At 60.5% G+C, this 18,278-nt stretch carries 16 protein-coding genes and 2 pseudogenes; 14 read left to right on the top strand and 4 right to left on the bottom strand.

Annotation, left to right across the window (positions count from 1 at the left end; all coding sequences use genetic code 11):
* The 3 genes and pseudogenes from ACP7AP_RS08310 to gshB all read left to right on the top strand — a co-directional run.
* Positions 1–126 (top strand): annotated as a pseudogene (locus tag ACP7AP_RS08310) (IS5/IS1182 family transposase); the annotation flags it as partial.
* 53 nt (positions 127–179) lie between these two features.
* A pseudogene (locus ACP7AP_RS08305) lies at positions 180–371 on the top strand (YraN family protein); the annotation flags it as partial.
* A 55-nt stretch (positions 372–426) separates the two neighbouring features.
* A complete protein-coding gene (gshB, locus tag ACP7AP_RS08300; RefSeq protein WP_426033731.1) occupies positions 427–1,371 on the top strand; it encodes a glutathione synthase in 945 nt (314 codons plus the stop codon).
* A 72-nt stretch (positions 1,372–1,443) separates the two neighbouring features.
* On the opposite strand, the gene ACP7AP_RS08295 is transcribed toward gshB, so the two are convergent.
* Both ACP7AP_RS08295 and ACP7AP_RS08290 read right to left on the bottom strand, forming a co-directional pair.
* Complete coding sequence (locus tag ACP7AP_RS08295; RefSeq protein WP_426033730.1) at positions 1,444–2,958, bottom strand: YifB family Mg chelatase-like AAA ATPase; 1,515 nt, start codon at positions 2,956–2,958, stop codon at positions 1,444–1,446.
* A gap of 69 nt (positions 2,959–3,027) precedes the next feature.
* A complete protein-coding gene (locus ACP7AP_RS08290) occupies positions 3,028–3,897 on the bottom strand; it encodes a glutathione S-transferase N-terminal domain-containing protein (protein ID WP_426033729.1) in 870 nt (289 codons plus the stop codon).
* 205 nt (positions 3,898–4,102) lie between these two features.
* Here ACP7AP_RS08290 and ACP7AP_RS08285 point away from each other — a divergent pair, with 205 nt between their 5' ends.
* The 5 genes from ACP7AP_RS08285 to ACP7AP_RS08265 all read left to right on the top strand — a co-directional run bounded on the left by ACP7AP_RS08285 (position 4,103) and on the right by ACP7AP_RS08265 (position 8,400).
* Positions 4,103–4,978, top strand: coding sequence for an RNA polymerase factor sigma-32 (locus ACP7AP_RS08285; RefSeq protein WP_426033728.1), 876 nt, complete (start codon positions 4,103–4,105; stop codon positions 4,976–4,978).
* Between the two features lie 76 nt (positions 4,979–5,054).
* Positions 5,055–6,251, top strand: coding sequence for a bifunctional phosphopantothenoylcysteine decarboxylase/phosphopantothenate--cysteine ligase CoaBC (gene coaBC, locus ACP7AP_RS08280; protein WP_426033727.1), 1,197 nt, complete (start codon positions 5,055–5,057; stop codon positions 6,249–6,251).
* A 104-nt stretch (positions 6,252–6,355) separates the two neighbouring features.
* Complete coding sequence (gene dut, locus ACP7AP_RS08275) at positions 6,356–6,850, top strand: dUTP diphosphatase (protein ID WP_426033726.1); 495 nt, start codon at positions 6,356–6,358, stop codon at positions 6,848–6,850.
* Positions 6,850–7,881, top strand: coding sequence for a HesA/MoeB/ThiF family protein (locus tag ACP7AP_RS08270; protein ID WP_426033725.1), 1,032 nt, complete (start codon positions 6,850–6,852; stop codon positions 7,879–7,881). Before dut ends, ACP7AP_RS08270 begins: the two co-directional genes overlap by 1 nt.
* 156 nt (positions 7,882–8,037) lie before the next feature.
* Entirely contained in the window at positions 8,038–8,400 is a 363-nt protein-coding gene (locus ACP7AP_RS08265; RefSeq protein WP_426033737.1) for a DUF1761 family protein, read from the top strand.
* Between the two features lie 38 nt (positions 8,401–8,438).
* Here ACP7AP_RS08265 and ACP7AP_RS08260 read toward each other — a convergent pair whose 3' ends face one another.
* Complete coding sequence (locus ACP7AP_RS08260; protein ID WP_426033724.1) at positions 8,439–9,233, bottom strand: DODA-type extradiol aromatic ring-opening family dioxygenase; 795 nt, start codon at positions 9,231–9,233, stop codon at positions 8,439–8,441.
* A gap of 446 nt (positions 9,234–9,679) precedes the next feature.
* Between ACP7AP_RS08260 and ACP7AP_RS08255 the strand changes: the two genes are divergently transcribed.
* From ACP7AP_RS08255 to ACP7AP_RS08245, 3 genes are all read left to right on the top strand, one after another.
* Complete coding sequence (locus tag ACP7AP_RS08255; RefSeq protein ID WP_426033723.1) at positions 9,680–10,471, top strand: transporter substrate-binding domain-containing protein; 792 nt, start codon at positions 9,680–9,682, stop codon at positions 10,469–10,471.
* Between the two features lie 36 nt (positions 10,472–10,507).
* Positions 10,508–11,299: an amino acid ABC transporter permease gene (locus ACP7AP_RS08250; RefSeq protein ID WP_426033722.1), complete on the top strand. Its 792-nt coding sequence runs from the start codon at positions 10,508–10,510 to the stop codon at positions 11,297–11,299.
* A gap of 207 nt (positions 11,300–11,506) precedes the next feature.
* Complete coding sequence (locus ACP7AP_RS08245; RefSeq protein WP_426033721.1) at positions 11,507–13,519, top strand: M3 family metallopeptidase; 2,013 nt, start codon at positions 11,507–11,509, stop codon at positions 13,517–13,519.
* Between the two features lie 122 nt (positions 13,520–13,641).
* On the opposite strand, the gene ACP7AP_RS08240 is transcribed toward ACP7AP_RS08245, so the two are convergent.
* Positions 13,642–14,616 carry a GlxA family transcriptional regulator gene (locus ACP7AP_RS08240; RefSeq protein ID WP_426033720.1) on the bottom strand — a complete coding sequence of 325 codons (975 nt, stop codon included), beginning with the start codon at positions 14,614–14,616 and terminating at the stop codon, positions 13,642–13,644.
* A 73-nt stretch (positions 14,617–14,689) separates the two neighbouring features.
* On the opposite strand from ACP7AP_RS08240, the gene ACP7AP_RS08235 reads away from it, so the two are divergent.
* The 3 genes from ACP7AP_RS08235 to ACP7AP_RS08225 all read left to right on the top strand — a co-directional run bounded on the left by ACP7AP_RS08235 (position 14,690) and on the right by ACP7AP_RS08225 (position 18,273).
* Positions 14,690–15,604 (top strand): 3-keto-5-aminohexanoate cleavage protein, encoded by a 915-nt coding sequence (locus ACP7AP_RS08235; RefSeq protein WP_426033719.1) that lies wholly within the window; start codon positions 14,690–14,692, stop codon positions 15,602–15,604.
* 453 nt (positions 15,605–16,057) lie between these two features.
* The gene (locus ACP7AP_RS08230) at positions 16,058–17,524 is read left to right on the top strand and encodes a carnitine 3-dehydrogenase (protein ID WP_426033718.1); all 1,467 of its coding nucleotides are present in this window, start codon (positions 16,058–16,060) and stop codon (positions 17,522–17,524) included.
* Positions 17,521–18,273, top strand: a complete 753-nt coding sequence (locus ACP7AP_RS08225; RefSeq protein WP_426033717.1) for an SDR family oxidoreductase — start codon at positions 17,521–17,523, stop codon at positions 18,271–18,273. The genes ACP7AP_RS08230 and ACP7AP_RS08225 overlap by 4 nt, the downstream gene beginning before the upstream one ends.
* Positions 18,274–18,278: the final 5 nt, after the last annotated feature.

Genomic DNA, 18,278 nt, shown 5'->3' with positions numbered 1-18,278 from the left:
AAGCTGCTCGGGGAACGCGTTATGGCGCGCGACTTCGAGCGGCAGGTGGCGGAGTTGCAGATCAGGGCGGCGATCCTGAACCGATTTACGGCACTTGGAACGCCGCAAACTCAACGTGTCGGATGACTCTGTCCAGCGGAAGGGAAAACTCGACCTCAGGCTGATTTGTGCAACAGAGCCTCAAGCAAAGCAAAACCCATGCTATGGCTGCCGAACATCTGACAGCGCGGCAGATGGCGCGGATTTATGGCGCTGCGTCAGAGTTTTTGGCGGGGGAACCTGCGGGGCAGATGACCGAAGTTCGGTTTGATGTGGCTTTGGTCGATGCGGTGGGGCGGATCGAAGTGTTGGAAAACGCTTACGCCGCCTGATTGCGTCCGGGCGGAGCTTGCGGCATCAAGTGGGCAATGAAGTATGGAGAGTCTCATGCCGCTTAAAGTTGCGCTACAGATGGACCCGATTGGGTCGGTCAATATTAATGCAGACAGCACGTTCCGCATCGCGCTTGAGGCGCAGGCGCGGGGACATTCATTATTTTTTTATACGCCCGATAAATTGGCCTTTGTCGAGGGTCGGGTGATGGCGCGGGGGTTTCCGATCACTTTGCGGCGCGAGGTGGGCAATCATGTCAGTTATGGGCCGGAGACCGAGGTTGATCTGAGCGAGTTTGATGTGGTCTGGCTGCGGCAGGACCCGCCGTTTGATATGGGCTACATCACCACCACGCATCTGCTCGATATGATCCATCCGAAGACTTTGGTGGTGAATGATCCGTTCTGGGTGCGGAATTATCCTGAGAAGTTGCTGGTCCTGCGGTTTCCTGAGCTGACGCCCCCCACCGCGATTGCGCGGGATCTGCAGACGATTCGTGACTTCAAGGCGCGGCATGGCGATATTATTTTGAAACCGCTTTATGGCAATGGCGGCGCGGGGGTGTTCCGGCTGGACCCGAATGACCGGAATTTGGCATCGCTGTATGAAATGTTCACCGGCATGAACCGCGAGCCTTTGATCGTGCAGAAATTTCTCCCGGATGTCTCAAAGGGCGATAAGCGGGTGATTTTGGTCGATGGCGAACCGGTTGGGGCGATCAACCGGGTGCCGCAGGCGGGGGAAACCCGCTCTAACATGCATGCGGGTGGGCGGCCGGAGAAGATCGGGTTGACCACGCGGGATCTGGAGATTTGTGCGGCGATTGGGCCGACTTTACGCGAGCATGGTCAGATTTTCGTCGGGATCGACGTGATTGGCGATTATCTGACCGAGATCAATGTGACCTCACCGACGGGGATACAAGAGTTGGAGCGGTTTGACGGCACCAATACCGCCGAGCGGATTTGGCAGGTGATTGAGGCCAAGCGCGGATTGTAGGCGGGTGCTCATCAGGCCTGACAGCCTTCTTCGCTTCAGCGAGGAAAGCCGCAAGGCTTGAAGAGCGTCTGGCTAGTTTTTCACGCCCACAGCCAGACGGTAGCTGACGGCTTCGGCAATATGCGGCAGGCGGACGCTGGGGGAGGCGTCTAGGTCGGCGATGGTGCGGGCGACGCGCAACACGCGGTGGTAGCCGCGCGCCGAAAGGCCGAATCGCTCGGCGACTTTCGCCAGTAGGGCGCGGCCTTCCGGGTCGGGACTTGCTACCTGTTCCAGCAGGCTGCCTTCCATATCGGCGTTGACGCGGGTGTTTGTATGGCCTTGGAAGCGCTTGGTTTGCAGGATACGGGCGGCTTGCACGCGGGCGGCAACGGTTGCCGAGCTGTCGCCGGAGGAGGGCAGGTCAAGATCGGTGTAGGCTACCGGGGGGACTTCGACACGCAGATCAAAACGGTCCATCAGCGGGCCAGAAATGCGGCCCAAGTAATCTTCGCCGCAGATCGGCACTTTCGCGCAGGCGCGTGCGGGGTCGGACATATAGCCGCATTTGCAGGGGTTGGCGGCGGCGATCAGCAGGAAACGGCAGGGGTAGCGGATATGGGCGTTGGCACGGGCGACCATAATCTCGCCGGTCTCGATGGGTTGGCGTAGAGTTTCCAGCACGGCGCGGGGGAATTCGGGGAATTCGTCCATGAACAAAACGCCGTTATGGGCGAGGCTGATTTCGCCTGGTTTGGCACCTTTGCCGCCGCCGACGATGGCGGCCATTGAGGCGGTGTGATGCGGTTCGCGAAAGGGGCGGGCGCGGGAGATACCGCCTTCGGACAGCAGCCCGGCTAGCGAATGAATCATCGAGGTTTCAAGGGCTTCTTGCGCCGACAGCGGCGGCAGGATACCTGGCAGGCGGGCAGCGAGCATGGATTTCCCGGACGCTGGTGTTCCGACCATCAGCGCATGGTGGCGGCCAGAGGCGGCGATTTCCAGCGCGCGTTTCGCGCGTTCTTGCCCCTTCACATCGCGGAAATCGCGGCCTGTGGCTTGCGGTGCGACCTCGCCAGCCTCTGCCGGGGTGATCGGGATTTGTCCGGTGTAGTGGCGGACCACATCGTTGAGAGTGGCGGCGGCGAGGACTTGGGTGGCGCCGACCCAAGCGGCTTCGGCACCGCAGGCTTTCGGGCACAAAAGCACGCAGTCTTGTTCGGCGGCGGCGATGGCGGCGGGGAGTGCGCCGAGCACCGCGATCAGGCGGCCATCAAGCGAGAGTTCGCCCAAGGCGACGGTGGCTTCAACCGCGTCTTTCGGGATGATTTCCAGCGCCGCCAGCAGGGCCAAGGCGATCGGCAGGTCGAAATGCGAGCCCTCTTTCGGCAGGTCGGCGGGCGAGAGGTTGACCAAGATGCGCTTGGACGGCAAAGCGATCGACATCGCGGCCATTGCGGCGCGAACGCGTTCTTTCGCTTCGGACACCGCTTTGTCGGGCAGGCCTACGACGCCAAAATACGGCATGCCAGGGGCGATGGCGCATTGTACTTCGACAATCCGCGCCTCGACGCCTTCAAAGGCGACTGTGTAGGCCCGTGCGACCATTGCGCCCCTCCCCGTTCATCCTGGTTAACGGCTCCGGGGCAATGGTTTACGAATGGTAAAGATCGTGGCTCAGGGCTGATAAATCGCGATGAATTTCGGCCATGCTTCGGGGTCGGCCACGGTTTTGTCGCGGCAGAAGGCGTTGCAGAAGCCGATGCGGCGGCCTGATATTTCAAGCACATGGGTGATGGGCTTGCCGGAGTAGGGGCAGACCGTGTTCTCGGATTGGGTGCCCTCGAGCGGGCGGGCGGCAAGGGGCACCGGGCCGGGCCACGGGCGGCGCGGGTAGGGGCGACGGTAGAAATCCTGATCCGCGCCGTCGATCATCCCCATCGCGCGCCAGCGGCGGAACGAGGGATGGGCGAGATGGGCGTGGACATAGGCCGCAGCTGCAGGTGCGAGGGGGAGGTTATAGCTGGCGACGCGGGCGGCGACAGGGGCAAAGAATGCATCGGCGGCGGAATAGGCGCCGCAGAGCCAAGTGGTTGATCCGGTTTCTTTTTGTGCCCATGCCCAGATGATTTCCAGGCGTGCAAGATCGGCCAGAACCCCAGGCGTGGGCGCGCAATCGGTATAACTTGCGCGCAGGTTCATCGGGCAATGTTCGCGCAGGGCGGCAAAGCCCGCGTGCATTTCGGCGGCGAGCACGCGGGCGATGGCGCGGTGTTTGGGGTCGCTGGGCCACAGGCTAGCCTCGGGATGACGCGAGGCCAGTTCTTCGGCGATGGCGATGGTTTCGGGCACTACAACCCCGTCGGGTGTGCGCATGGTCGGGGCAGTTTTAGCGGGGTAGAAGTCTTTGAGAACATTGGCAAGCTCGTTGGTATAGAGGCGGGCGGTGTGCAGTTTGACGGGAATGTTGAAGGCATCGAACAGCAGCCAGCCGCGCAGGCTCCAACTGGAATAGGCGCGGTCGCCGATTACGAGATCATATGTCATTGTAGGCTCCGGGTTTGGGTTAGGCATAGGCTAGGCGATGCGGGGGCGTGATGGAAAGCGGTGATTTGTGCGTGGGGCCATCACGGGAATTGATGGAAAGAAAGATAAATCACAAATTGAGCGTTCTGCTGGCATCCAAAGTGGCTTGGCCTGCGTATTGCTGTTGTGATCAATAAACATGGCAACGAGACGATTGGGGGATCAGATGATGCTTGACGCACCCTATCAGCAGGTTTTGTCGCGCCAAGCGCGGGCGGCGGAATTGCTGGATGCTGAAACCGAGTTGCGGCTCGCCTATGCATGGCGCGATCATCGCGATGAGGCGGCGCTGCATCGGTTGATCACCGCCTACATGCGGTTGGCAATTTCGATGGCTTCGAAGTTCCGCCGCTATGGCGCGCCGATGAATGATCTGATTCAGGAAGCATCGCTGGGTCTGATGAAAGCGGCTGAAAAGTTCGACCCGGATCGCGGCGTGCGGTTTTCGACATATGCTGTGTGGTGGATCAAGGCCAGCATCCAGGATTATGTGATGCGGAATTGGTCGATGGTGCGGACCGGAAGCACCTCGGCGCAGAAGTCTTTGTTTTTCAACATGAAGCGCGTTCAGGCCAAGTTGGAGCGCGAAGCTGCGGCTGAAGGTTTGGTGCTGGATCAACACCAGTTGCGCGAAAAGGTTGCGCATGAAATTGGCGTGCGTGTGGCAGAAGTCGAGATGATGGAGGGGCGGTTGGCGGGCTCTGACGCATCGCTGAACGCGACGCAGGCGGCGGATGAGGACGGGCGTGAATGGATTGACACGCTGGAAGATGACGGTGTGCAGGCGTCTGAGCGTGTGGAGTTTTCGCATGATACTGAGCGGTTACGGGGTTGGTTGGTGGCGGCGATGCGCGGTTTGACTGCGCGCGAGCGTCATATCGTGGCAGAGCGACGGTTGCGTGATGAGCCAAGGACGTTGGAATCTTTGGGGGTGGAACTGGGCCTGTCAAAGGAACGAATCCGGCAGCTAGAGGCGGCGGCTTACGTGAAGCTGCGTCGGTCTTTGGAAGCCCAATCGCCGGAAGTGCTGGCTTTGCTTTAGAAAAACTGCTCCGTTTTAGGGCGTTGAGTTTGGTCCCGGTGCCGCCTACATCTATGGGGGGCCTTGGGAGTGTGCGATGCTGGCGAACAAGCGGATATTGCTGATCATTGGCGGCGGTATTGCGGCGTATAAGTCTTTGGCTTTGATCCGGCTTTTGAAACAGGCGGGGGCTTTGGTGACTCCGGTTCTGACCCGCGCGGGCGCAGAGTTTGTCACAGCCTTGTCGGTGAGTGCGCTGGCGGGTGAGAAAGTCTATTCCGCATTGTTCGATCTGACCGATGAGGCCGAGATGGGGCATATTCAGCTTTCCCGTGTGGCCGATCTGATCGTGGTGGCCCCGGCGACGGCGGATCTGCTGGCGAAATTGGCGCAAGGAAGGGCGGATGATCTGGCCTCGACGTTGCTTTTGGCCACCGATACCCGCGTGTTGGTCGCTCCGGCGATGAATGTGCGGATGTGGCAGCATCCGGCGACGCAGCGGAATCTGGCGCAGGCGCGGGCGGATCGCGTATTGTTTGTCGGGCCCAATGCGGGTGAGATGGCTTGCGGTGAGTTTGGGCCGGGGCGGATGGCGGAACCTGAGGAGATCATGTCGGCGATTGCGGGCGCGCTGGCTGAGGGGCCATTGCGGGGCAAGCATGTTGTGGTGACTTCGGGGCCGACACATGAAGCCATTGATCCGGTGCGCTATATTGCCAATCGGTCTTCGGGGGCGCAGGGCACGGCGATTGCGGTGGCATTGCGGGACCTGGGCGCGCGCGTGACGTTTGTGACCGGGCCTGCCGTGGTGCCCGCGCCGGAAGGGGTGGCGGTGGTGTGGGTGGAAACGGCCGCCGAGATGCTGGCGGCGGTGGAGGCTGCTTTGCCCGCCGATGCGGCGGTGATGGCGGCGGCGGTGGCGGATTGGCGGGTGGCCAATGCCAGCGGGTCGAAGATCAAGAAGGATGGGACGGGTCGAGCTCCGGCGCTGGAGTTTGCTGAGAACCCGGATATTTTATCTCGCGTCGCCAAAGGGTTGCAGCGACCTAGGTTGGTGGTGGGCTTTGCGGCGGAGACAGACAGTGTGGCGGAATACGCGGCGGCGAAGCGGTTGCGGAAGGGCTGCGATTGGATCGTGGCGAATGATGTCTCGCCTGCGACCGGGATCATGGGCGGCACGGAGAACGCGGTGACGTTGATCACCGAGGCGGGGGCCGAGGTTTGGCCGCGTATGGCGAAGGATGCTGTTGCGCGGGCTTTGGCGGAGCGGATTGCGGCGGTTTTGCTGGGGTAAAGCCGGAATTTTGCGGAAAATTCCGTGGGATAGGGTCTGAAGCGGTGGTTTTGGTGGATGGGTCGGATGCCTCCGGCGGGGATACTTTTACACAGAGGATGACCATGACGCTTGTACAGGTGATGTGGGAGGAACGGGCGGATCGGTCGGTGGCATTGCCCGCCTATCAGACCGCTGGGGCGGCGGGGGCAGATATTTGCGCCAATCTTTTGGCAGCGGATCGGGCGGCGGGGATTGTGATTGCACCGATGGGGCGGGTGATTGTGCCGACGGGGATTCGTGTAGCGATTGCAGAGGGATATGAGATGCAGATCCGGCCCCGGTCTGGGTTGGCGGTGAAATTTGGCATCACTGTGCCGAACACGCCGGGGACGATCGACAGTGATTATCGCGGCCCGTTGGGGGTGGCTTTGGTGAATTTGGGCGCGGAGCCCTATGTGGTGCGGCATGGCGACCGGATTGCGCAATGTGTGGTGGCACCCGTGGTACAGGCGGGGTTTCAAGTGGTTGATATCTTGGACGAAACCATGCGGGGGGCGGGTGGCTTTGGCTCGACTGGCTTTGGCTGGGCTGCGCCGCGTTCGGGTGGAAAAGATTGATGCTGGTTGTCGCACTCGCTTTCGCGCTTTGGGGTTTGGGCTGGGTTTTTGGCACACCAAAGCGGCTGCGTTGGGGGGCGATTGCGGCTTTGTGGCTGGCGGCGGTTTTGGTGAATTTGCTGCTGCCTGCGGGGCATCCCCTGCGCGAGGAGACAGGGGGCGATGCGCGGGTTTGGGCTGCGGTGGCCTTGGGTTTCGGCGCAGTATTGGGATATCGGATTCTACTAAAAGGCTTGAAAAATAGGGTGGAATTGGCGGCGCCGGTGATCATGCCCGCAGCGTTTTCCAGCGGCGAGGTGGAGCGCTATGCCCGGCATATTCTGCTGCGCGAGATTGGCGGGCCGGGGCAGCGTAAGCTGAAGGATGCGAAGGTTTTCGTGGTAGGGGCGGGGGGGTTGGGTTCTCTTGTGCTGCTATATCTTGCGGCGGCGGGGGTGGGCGAGATTGGGGTGATCGACGATGACACGGTTGATCCCAGTAATTTGCAGCGCCAGATTATTCATGCCGATCAACGCATTGGCATGGATAAGGTGCGTTCGGCGGAGATCGCGATGAAGGCGCTGAACCCGTATATTTTGGTGAAGCCTTATAAGCGGCGGTTGGATGAGGCCTCGGGCGGGTTGATATCGGAATATGATCTGGTGCTGGATGGCTCGGATAATTTCGACACGCGGTACTTGGTCAATCGGCTGTGTGTGGCGGCGGGCAAGCCCTTGGTGGCGGCGGCGATCACACAGTGGGAGGGGCAGCTTTCGGTCTATGATCCGGCGAAGGGAAGCCCTTGTTATGCATGTGTTTTTCCAGTGAGGCCAGCGCCGGGCATGGTGCCAACTTGCGCCGAGGCCGGGGTGGCGGCACCGTTGCCGGGTGTGATAGGCAGCATGATGGCGATGGAAGCGGTGAAGCTGATCACCGGAGCCGGCGCGCCGTTGCGGGGGCGGTTGTTGATCCACGACGCGCTTTATGGCGAGACGCGGGTGATTGGGGTGAAATCACGGGTGGATTGCGCGGTGTGTGGGGTAAGACATTGAGCGTGCTGCGCTAATTTGTTGAGGTCTGAGAAACTGACAGAATGGAAAAGGGTCGGCGCCGATACAGAACCGGGCAATATGTTTTGCCATTTGGCGCGGGTTAATCATTCTCGGCTAAGATGGTCGAATCGAGGGAGGTGTTGATGTTTGCGGGGGGTGGATTGGCTGGGCGTTGTGGTGGGGGTGATAGCTGCCTTTGTCGCCGGGTGGTTTTGGTATTCGCCGAAAGGGTTTTATCCGGCGTGGAGCGCCTCGGCCAAAGTGCAGCACGCGCCCGGTGATCCGATGGGGGCTGCCTTTGGGTCACTGGTGGTCGGTCTGGTGCTCTATGGGCTGTTCGTGGGCGTGATGATGGCGCGCGGGCTTTGTGGGCCATTGGTTCTGGGCATCGTGGCCTTCATCGTGATGAGCTATTCCAACAATGCTTTCAAGAAGTTGGGACCCGTCAGCCGCTTGGTCGATGCGGGCAGTTGGGCGGTGTCGGGCGGGTTGATGATCTTGGCGCAGCGGCTGATTTAGCATTGTGCGGGGGCAGAGTTTTGCCCGTCCCCGCGGTCTTAACCAATGCGGTAGCTGGACGCAGTGACGCCGCCGAAGACGTTTTTGTCGTGATAGACCATAGTGGCTGTTTCATTCTCGGCGGCCCCTAAAGCGGCGAACAGCGGCACGAGATGGTCTTCTTGTGGGTGGCAGATGCGGGCGGAGGGGGCTTTATCCCAGTCTAAAAGGGCTTTGGTGCGACTGGCTTCGGGCAGGGCCATGGTGTCTGACAGCCAAGTGTCAAACGCGGTGGAGGGGGCTTTCGCGCCGGGGCCGAATAGCAGCAGGTTGTGGTAGCTGAGGCCAGAGCCTATGATCAGTACGCCTTCGTCGCGCAGTGGGGCTATGGCGCGGCCAAGCGCGATATGGGCGGCGGGATCGTAGCTGTGCTGCAAAGAGACTTGGTAAATCGGGATTTCTGCGTTGGGATACATCACATAAGCGGGCGCGAAAGTGCCATGATCAAAGCCGCGCTTGGGGTCCAGATGGGTGGGCAGACCTGCGGCGCGGATCAGATCGGCGGTGCGCTGGGCGAGGTCGGGTGCGCCGGGGGCGGGGTAAATGATTTGGTAGGTCTCGTGCGGGAAGCCGCCGTAATCATAGAGCATTCCGGGGCTGGGAGACGACATCACGGCGAAATCGTCTTCCTCCCAATGGCCGGAGATCATCAGGATGGCTTTCGGGGTGGTGCCAATCTCGGACGGCATCCGGGCGAGCGAGGTCTCCAAGCTGGCGAGCATCTGGCGCATGTTGGGCAGCCAAGGCCAGGGGCCGCCGCCGTGTGAGATGAAATAGGTGGGAAGTTTGGGCATCTGGGCCTCCTGTGGTTATGGGGAAGGATGAGGCCGAGGGCGGGTTGGCGCAATGGGGCGAAGTTGCGGAGATTTGGCGAGGGGGTATGCGTGGATGCACAGCAAGGCGCATTTTTGTTTATTATTTGTTCTCGTTTTGATTGTATAGGTGAGTGGCAACGAGATCGTGGGCGGCTGTAGAGATGAAAGTTGTCGAAGCAATCTATCTGGCGGTAGCAATAACTGGAGTGATCTGTGGTTTTTGGGTGCGCTCGATATTTCGGCTTGGTAGGACGGCCGGGATTGATTTCTGCCCGCTGTTCCAAGACCTGTTTAGGCTCGCCTTGCACAAGATGCGTGTCATTCGGAGCATATATAGTGCGATATTTGCGCGCTATGGCCCCCTTGCCCCCGCCCCCCAATCGCGGCCATACTCCCCCATCCACTTTGTGACAGGGAGTTCACATATGAAGATTGCTGCTGCCCTTGCGGGCCTTGCTTTGAGCGTTTCTGGGGCTTTTTCTGCGGCTTTTGCGGGCGATTTGCCCGATCTGGGCGGCAAAGAGATCACCATTGTGACCGAGAATGCCTATCCGCCGTTGCAGTTTGTCGACAAATCAGGTGCGGCGGTTGGCTGGGAATATGACGCGGTGGCGGAACTCGCCAAGCGGCTGAATTTCACGGTGAAATACGCCAATATCTCTTGGGATGCGATGATTCCGGCGGTGTCGGAGGGGCAGTTTGATATGGGGATGACCGGGATCACCATTAAGGATGATCGCAAGGAAAAGGTCGATTTCTCGGACCCCTATATGCGCTCGGAAAGCATGATGCTGGTGCGTGGCGAAGAGGCCCGGTTTACCGATGCTGCGACTTTTGCCGCCAATGCTGATCTGCTGGTCGGCGCGCAGGCGGGGACGACGCCGTTCTACACGGCGGTGTATTCGGTGCTGGATGGCAATGAGGCGAACCCGCGGATCAAGCTGTTTGAGACCTTTGGTGCCAGTGTCGAGGCGTTGAAATCGGGTGATGTTGACACGGTGCTGACCGATATGACGGCGGGCAAGGGCTATGTCGATGCCTCGGCTGGCGCGCTGAAGCTGGTGGGTGCGCCGCTGGGGTCGGAAGATTTCGGCTTTATTTTCCCGAAAGGATCAGACTGGGAAGCGCCGATCAATGCCGGGATTGCGGCATTGAAAGCCGATGGCACGTTTGAGGCGCTGAACAAGAAGTGGTTCTTGGAATACAAGGCTGAGTGATGGAAGCGGCCCCGATGTAAGGTCGGGGCCATTCGGATGAAGGCTTTGAAAGATCAGGATTTTCCGTGGTGGCTGGTGGCGATTGGCGGCATCGGGGCGCTGCTGTTTTATGAGGTGTGGGCGAGTGAGGTCTATTCCTCGGCGATGCGATTGCTAGCCAAGGGGATTGGGCTGACGATTTTTGTGACCGTGGTCGCGTATGCGATGGCCTGCGTGTTGGGGCTGCTTTTGGCGCTGGCGGGGCTGTCACGGTTTCGCGCGATCAGGCAGGTGACGCGGTTTTATATCGAGGTGGTGCGCGGCGTGCCGATCATGGTGCTGCTGCTCTATGTGGCTTTCGTGGCTGCACCGGGGGCGATTTATGGCTGGAACTGGCTGACGGCGCATCTGGGGCTGGAGCCGGTGAAGACGCGGGATTTTCCGCTGTTGTGGCGGGCGATTATTGCATTGACCTTGGCCTATTCGGCGTTTTTGGCGGAAGTGTTCCGGGCCGGGTTGCAGGCGGTGGATAAGGGCCAGATCGAGGCAGCGCAGGCTTTGGGGCTGTCGGGCTGGCAGCGGTTTCGACATGTGGTGTTTCCGCAGGCGTTTCGGATGATCCTGCCGCCTTTGGGCAATGATTTTGTGGCGATGGTGAAGGATTCGTCCTTGGTCTCTGTGCTGGGGGTGGCGGATATCACGCAACTCGGCAAGGTCACGGCGGCGGGAAATTTCCGGTATTTTGAGACCTATAATCTGGTGGCATTGCTGTATTTGACGATGACGGTGGGATTATCGCTGGTGTTGCGGCGGATTGAGGCGCGGTTGAAGGCGCGGGATCAGCGGTAACGCGGGTGATCTAAATGCGCGCGTGCCGCGCAAGTTTTTTGAGCGCTTACGCGCGGTCGGTGCCTTGTGGCGGCGTTGGCTTTGGATTTCGGTGTTGTGATTGACCCAGCTAGCGGACGCTCCGCGGGGAGTATTTCAAAAAGAGCAACTGTTAGGGTGGACCTTATCCGGTGGGGTGCCTAGCTTTGCGGCTAAAGGAGATTTGCGATGAATGTTTTGCTGGGCGCTTGGGGCGGGGAATTTGGACTGCCGCCGTTTGCGGAGATTTCGGACGCGGATTTTGCGCCGGCGTTTGAGGCGGCTTTGGTTGAGGCGCGGGCGAATATTGCAGCGATTACCGAAGCGGCTGAGGTGACGTTTGCCAATACCATCGAGGCGATGGAGTTGGCCGAGGACGCGTTGGACCGGGTGGGCGGGGTGTTTTACAACCTTGCCGGGGCGGATTCTACGGACGGGCGCGAGGCGTTGCAGATGGAATTGGCACCGAAGATGTCGGGTTTTGCCTCTGAAGTGACCAACAACACGGCGCTGTTTGGCCGGGTGGAGGATTTGTTTCAGCGGCGCGAGGGGTTGGGTCTGACACCGGAACAACTGCGGGTTTTGACTTTGTATCGGCAGATGTTTGTGCGCTCGGGGGCTTTGCTGGAAGGCGAGCAGGCCGAGCGGTTGACAGCGGTGAAATCCCGGTTGGCGGTTCTGGGCACGCAATTCAGCCAGAACCTGCTGGCCGATGAGCGTGGCTGGTTCATGGAGCTCTCCGAAGCTGACCTGGAGGGCTTGCCAGATTTCGTGGTGGCCTCGGCTCGGGCGGCGGGGGTGGAGAAGGGGGCTTCGGGGCCGGTGGTGACGCTGTCGCGGTCTTTGATCGTGCCGTTTTTGCAGTTTTCGCCTCGGCGCGGGCTGAGGCAGAAGGCTTATGAGGCGTGGGGCTTGCGCGGGGCGAATGGCGGGGCGACGGATAACCGCGCGGTTGCGGCGGAGATTTTGGCGTTGCGCGCGGAGCGGGCGGCTTTGCTGGGCTATGCCAGCTTTGCCGATTATAAGCTGGAGCCGGAGATGGCGAAAACCCCGGCAGCGGTGCGGGATTTGCTGATGCGGGTTTGGCAACCTGCGAAGGCCAAGGCGTTGGAGGATGCCGCGATTTTGGAGGCGCGGCTGCATGCGGATGGCATCGCGGGGCCGCTGGAGCCTTGGGATTGGCGGTATTATTCAGAAAAGCGTCGGGTGGCCGAGCATGATCTGGATGAGGCGGTGTTGAAGCCTTATCTGGGGTTGGAGGCGATCTTGGCCGCTTGCTTTGATTGTGCCAATCGGCTGTTTGGGTTGGAGTTCCGCGCTTTGGACATTCCGCTTTATCATGCCGATGCAAGGGCTTGGGAGGTGACGCGCGGGGCCGAGCATTTCGCGGTGTTCATCGGTGATTACTTTGCGCGCGGATCGAAACGCTCGGGGGCTTGGTGTTCGGCGATGCGCAGCCAGCGCAAATTGGGTGGAGATCAGCGTCCTGTTGTGGTGAATGTCTGCAACTTTGCCAAGGGTGATCCGGCGCTGTTGTCTTATGACGATGCGCGGACATTGTTCCACGAATTTGGCCATGCTTTGCATCAGATGCTGTCGAATGTGACCTATGGCTTTATCTCTGGCACCTCGGTCGCGCGCGATTTTGTCGAATTGCCGAGCCAGTTGTATGAGCATTGGATGGAAGTGCCGGAGGTGTTGGAAAAGCACGCGCGGCACTGGCAGACGGGCGAGGCGATGCCAGCGGGTCTGATCAAGCGGCTGTTGGATGCGGGGACCTATGATCAGGGGTTCTCGACGGTAGAGTTTATCTCGTCGGCCCTGGTCGATCTGGCGTTTCACGAGGGGGCAGCGCCCGCCGATCCGATGCAAAAGCAGGCGGAGGTGTTGGAGGCTTTGGGGATGCCCGGCCCGATAAGGATGCGGCATGCGACGCCGCATTTCGCGCATGTGTTTTCGGGCGACGGTTATAGCTCGGGCTATTATTCCTATATGTGGTCCGAGGTGATGGACGCCGATGCCTTTGCGGCCTTTGAAGAGGCGGGGGATGCGTTTGATCCAGGCGTGGCTGCGCGGCTGGAGAAGTTTATTCTTTCGGCTGGCGGGTCAGAGGAGCCGGATGTTTTGTATACCAAATTCCGCGGGCGTATGCCGGGGGTGGAGCCTTTGCTGAAGGGGCGTGGTTTGGTCGAGATGGTCTAGGAGCTGTCTGTCCCTCGGCCTGGGCTTCACCCTGAGGATATTTAAGCCAATGTGAATGGATAGGCTTTCATATTGGCTTAAATACTCCCGCGCTGTGCGCATCCGCTTTGTGGCGGCGTAGGCTATCGCAGTTGGCTCGGGGCTTGGCCAAGGTTCGCGCGAAAGCTGCGTGAAAGGGCTGAGGCCGAGGAAAAGCCGCAGCGTAGGGCGACTTCGGCCAAGGGGTGGCGGGTGTCGGTGATCATGCGGCGGGCGGCGGCGAGGCGCAGGGTCAGGGCGTAGGTGGCGGGGGGCAAGCCCAAGCTTTGTTGGAAAATTTGCTCTAAGCGGCGGGGGGAGAGACCGATGGCGGCGGCGGTTTGCGCTGTGGTTTCTGGGGTGTCTAGGGTGGCTTCCATGCGCGCGATGGCGGCAGATACGCGGGGATCTAACCGGGGGTCGGGCTTTGTGCTGGTCATTTGCGGCTCTGACCCGTCGCGGGCGGTGGTGATGAAAGAGGCCGCCACTTGCAAAGCCAAAGCGGGGCCGTGGCGGAGGCGGATCAGGTGCAGCATCAGATCGCAGGCCGGGGCGGCTCCACCTGCGGTGAAACGGTTGCGGTCGATCACAAAGCGGTCGGGGGCGGTGTCGATCTGCGGATGGGTGGCGGCGAAATCCTCAAGGTCTTCCCAATGCACCGTTGTCTTGTAGCCGTTCAGCAAGCCTGCGCGGGCGAGAACCCATGCGCCTGCGTCGATGCCGCCGATGGCTTTGAAACGGGGGGCGCTGCGGGAGAGATCGCGGATCAGAGGTTGGGTGGCGGAGTGGGATTGCTGGAATCCGGCGATGACGATGAGGGCGTCGGCGCCTTCGGCGGCGGACAGCGGGCCGTTGGAGGGAAGTTCAATGCCGCAGGTCAGCGGGACGGGGCGGCCATCGGGGGAGACAACCCGCCAGCGGTAGGCGTCTTGGCCGAGGTGGCGGTTGGCGGAGCGCAGCGGGTCTAGGGTGGAGGCGACTTCGAGGATCGAGGATTGCGGTAGGACCAATAGGGCGAGGGTGAGCGGCTCGGTGCTGGGCGCGAAGATGGATGTGTTGATTTTTGCGGGTTTTGCCATGAATATTGCGTAAATCGTCAAGCGTGGCGTTGCAAGCTGGTTATGGTGTGGGCAACCGAATTGGAGGATTCCCATGCCCTTGGCCATGAACCGCGAAGTTTTCATCACCTGTGCCGTCACCGGATCTGGCGGCACGCAGGACCGCAGCCCGCATGTGCCGCGCTCGCCTGAGCAAATCGCGAAATCGGCGATTGATGCGGCCAAGGCTGGGGCGGCGGTGGTGCATTGCCATGTGCGTGACCCGGAAACCGGCAAACCCAGCCGCGATCTGGCTTTGTACCGCGAAGTGACGGAGCGGATCAGGGATTCTGGCACCGATGTGGTGCTGAACCTGACGGCGGGGATGGGCGGCGATTTGCTGTTTGACGGCACCGAGAAGATGGGCCAGATGGCGGGCCATTCCGATATGGTCGGGGCTACGGCGCGGGTGGCGCATGTGGTCGAATGTCGGCCCGAGATTTGCACGCTCGATTGTGGCACGATGAACTTCAACGAGGCCGATTATGTGATGGTCAACACCCCCGGTATGTTGCGGGATATGGCCAAGCGGATGACGGCGGCGGGCGTGCGGATTGAGATTGAGGCGTTTGACACCGGGCATCTGTGGCTGGCGAAGGAACTCGCGCGCGAAGGCGTGATCCCGGCGCCGACTTTGGTGCAGCTGTGCATGGGCGTGCCATGGGGCGCGCCGGATGATCTGAACACCTTCCTTGCCATGGTCAACAATGTGCCTGCCGATTGGCATTGGAGCGCCTTTGCGATTGGCCGCAACCAGATGCCCTATGTCGCGGCCTCGGTGCTGGCGGGCGGCAACGTGCGGGTCGGGCTAGAGGATAACCTGTGGCTGGATAAGGGCGTGCTGGCCACCAACGCGCAACTGGTGGAGCGGGCGGTGACGATCATCAGCAATTTGGGCGCGCGGGTTATTACCCCAGCTGAGGTGCGGACGAAGCTGAAGCTGGAGAAGCGCGCGCCGTTGGCGAAATGATGCGGGCGCTTGCTCTGGTTCTTCTGCTGTCTGCTTGCGTTCCAAACTTGGGCAGCAATGTTGGAACGCCTCGCCCGGGCTCGACGCAATTCTACAACGATTGGGTGGCGTTTGGCGGTGCGTTTGATTTCCGGAAAGAGCCGGGCGTCTTGGAAATGTTCGATCCTGCTGTGAAACCTGACGCATCAAATGCACGGCTCGCTGAGGCTAAATTCTCGCAAGAGTGCAGCTCGGCGGGAGGAAGTCCGGTTCGTAGTAGCGGCACTTATGTGATCAGGCGATCAGGAACTCAATGGAATAAGGAAGCAATGCCGTTTCCTAATGGTGGCATTCACCAGATGTCCTGTCGGTGGGAAGGTGATCAATAGGTCAGGTTTCGACTATGGCGAATAAAATTTTGGTCGCGAAGGCACCGTATGGGCCAAGCAATCGTGCGGCGGATGAGGAAACGAAATGACGAAAAAAGCAGCGATCATTGGTGGTGGGGTTATTGGCGGCGGGTGGGCGGCTCGGTTTTTGCTCAACGGCTGGAATGTGTCGGTGTTCGATCCCGATCCGCAGGCAGAGCGCAAGATCAGCGAAGTGATGGCGAATGCGCGGGCGTCGCTGCCTGCACTTAGTGATATTCCGATGCCAGCCGAGGGTAAGCTTAGCTTCGCGCAGACCATTACCGAAGCCGTCGAAGGCGCGCATTACATTCAGGAATCGGTGTCAGAGCGGCTGGATTTGAAGCATCGGGTGTTTGCACAGATCCAACAATCGGCGGAATTGGGGACTCCGATTGGCTCATCGACCAGCGGGTTCAAACCGTCTGAGTTGCAGGAAAATGCCGCCAATCCGGGGGTGATTTTCGTCGCCCATCCGTTCAACCCGGTCTACCTTCTCCCCCTCGCCGAAGTGGTGCCGTCGCCGAAATCTGACCCGGCGGTGATCGAGAATGCCAAGCTGATCCTGAAAGAGATCGGCATGTTCCCGCTGCATATCCGCAAGGAAATCGACGCCCATATCGCCGACCGTTTTCTGGAAGCGGTGTGGCGCGAGGCGTTGTGGCTGGTGAAGGATGGCGTAGCGACGACGGAAGAAATCGACGAGTCGATCCGCATGGGATTCGGGTTGCGCTGGGGCCAGATGGGGCTCTTTGAGACTTACCGCGTCGCGGGCGGCGAGGCGGGCATGAAGCATTTCATGGCGCAGTTCGGGCCGTATCTGACCGCGCCTTGGACCAAGCTGACCGACGTGCCGGAGTTCAATGACGCGTTGGTCGATCTGATCGCGGGCCAGTCGGATGCGCAATCGGGCGCGCATTCGATCCGTGAGTTGGAGCGTATTCGCGACAGCAACCTGATCGGCTTCCTGCGTGCCTTGAAAGACCGCAACTGGGGTGCGGGCAAGGTTCTGCGCGAACATGACGCGGCGCGCGCGGTGGCGTTCCATGCTGAAATCGACGCGGCCCCGAAGAATGCTCCCTTGGTGATGGCGCAGATGCAGGTGCTGCCGGGCTGGATCGACTACAATGGCCATATGACCGAAAGCCGCTATTATTTTGCCAATTCGGAAACCGTCGATGCCTTCCTGCGACTGATCGGTGCCGGGATGGACTATGTGGCTGCGGGGAATTCGTTCTACTCGGCTGAAACCCATATCCGGCATCTGGGTGAGGCGAAACTGGGGGATCGGTTGACCGGGACGCTGCAGATCATTTCGGCGGATGAAAAACGTTTCCGTAGTTTCGTGCGGATCATGAAGGGTGACGATTGCGTCGCCACGATTGAGCAGTTGTGCCTGCATGTGAACATGGCTTCGGGCAAATCGGCCCCGGCCTCGGCAGAGGTTTGGCCGAAGTTGAAGGCTATTGCGGATGCGCAAGCCGGGTTGCCGCTGCCGGAAGGCGCGGGTCGGGCTGTGGGGCAGAAGAAGTGAAAACCGTTCTGATCACCGCAGGCGCGAATGGCATTGGTCTGGTGATGGCGAAAGCCTTTGCCGGGGCGGGCTATCGCGTTTGGGTGACGGATGTGGATGCGGGCATGCTCGCGACCTTGCCCGCTGGGATGCGAGGTTCGGTCTGCGATGCGAGCGATGAACCCGCGATGACCGCGCTGTTTGCCCAGATCGCGGCGGAATGGGGCGGGCTGGATGTACTCTGCGCCAATGCCGGGATCAAGGGGCCGACGGCGGCGATTGAGGATATGGATTTGGCGGCTTGGCATCAGTGTCTGGCCGTCAATCTCGATGGCGCGATGTTGGCGGCAAAACATGCCGCAAGGCTAATGAAACCGGCGGGCAAGGGCGTGATGATCTTCATGTCCTCGACCGCCGGGCTTTATGGCAACCCGTTCCGCGCACCCTATGTGGCGGCGAAATGGGGGGTGATCGGGCTGATGAAAACCGTGGCGATGGAGCTGGGACCGCATGGCATCCGCGCCAATGCGATCTGCCCCGGTTCGGTGAATGGGCCGCGCATTGATCTGGTGATTGAGGCCGAGGCGCAAGCCAAGGGCATGACGCCCGATGCGGTGCGGCAAGGCTATGCGTCGGGCACGGCGCTGAAGCGGTTGACCGACCCCGAAGACGTCGCCGCAATGGCGCTATACCTCGCCTCTGAAGGCGCGCGCATGGTTTCGGGCCAGGCGCTGGCAGTCGATGGCATGACCTATAACGTTGATCCGTAAGGAAA

The sequence above is a fragment of the Cypionkella sp. TWP1-2-1b2 genome (genome assembly GCF_049896245.1).
Lineage (GTDB): Bacteria > Pseudomonadota > Alphaproteobacteria > Rhodobacterales > Rhodobacteraceae > Cypionkella.
Note: the sequence above shows the minus strand (reverse complement) of the source record. Positions and strands in the feature narration are given on the sequence as shown.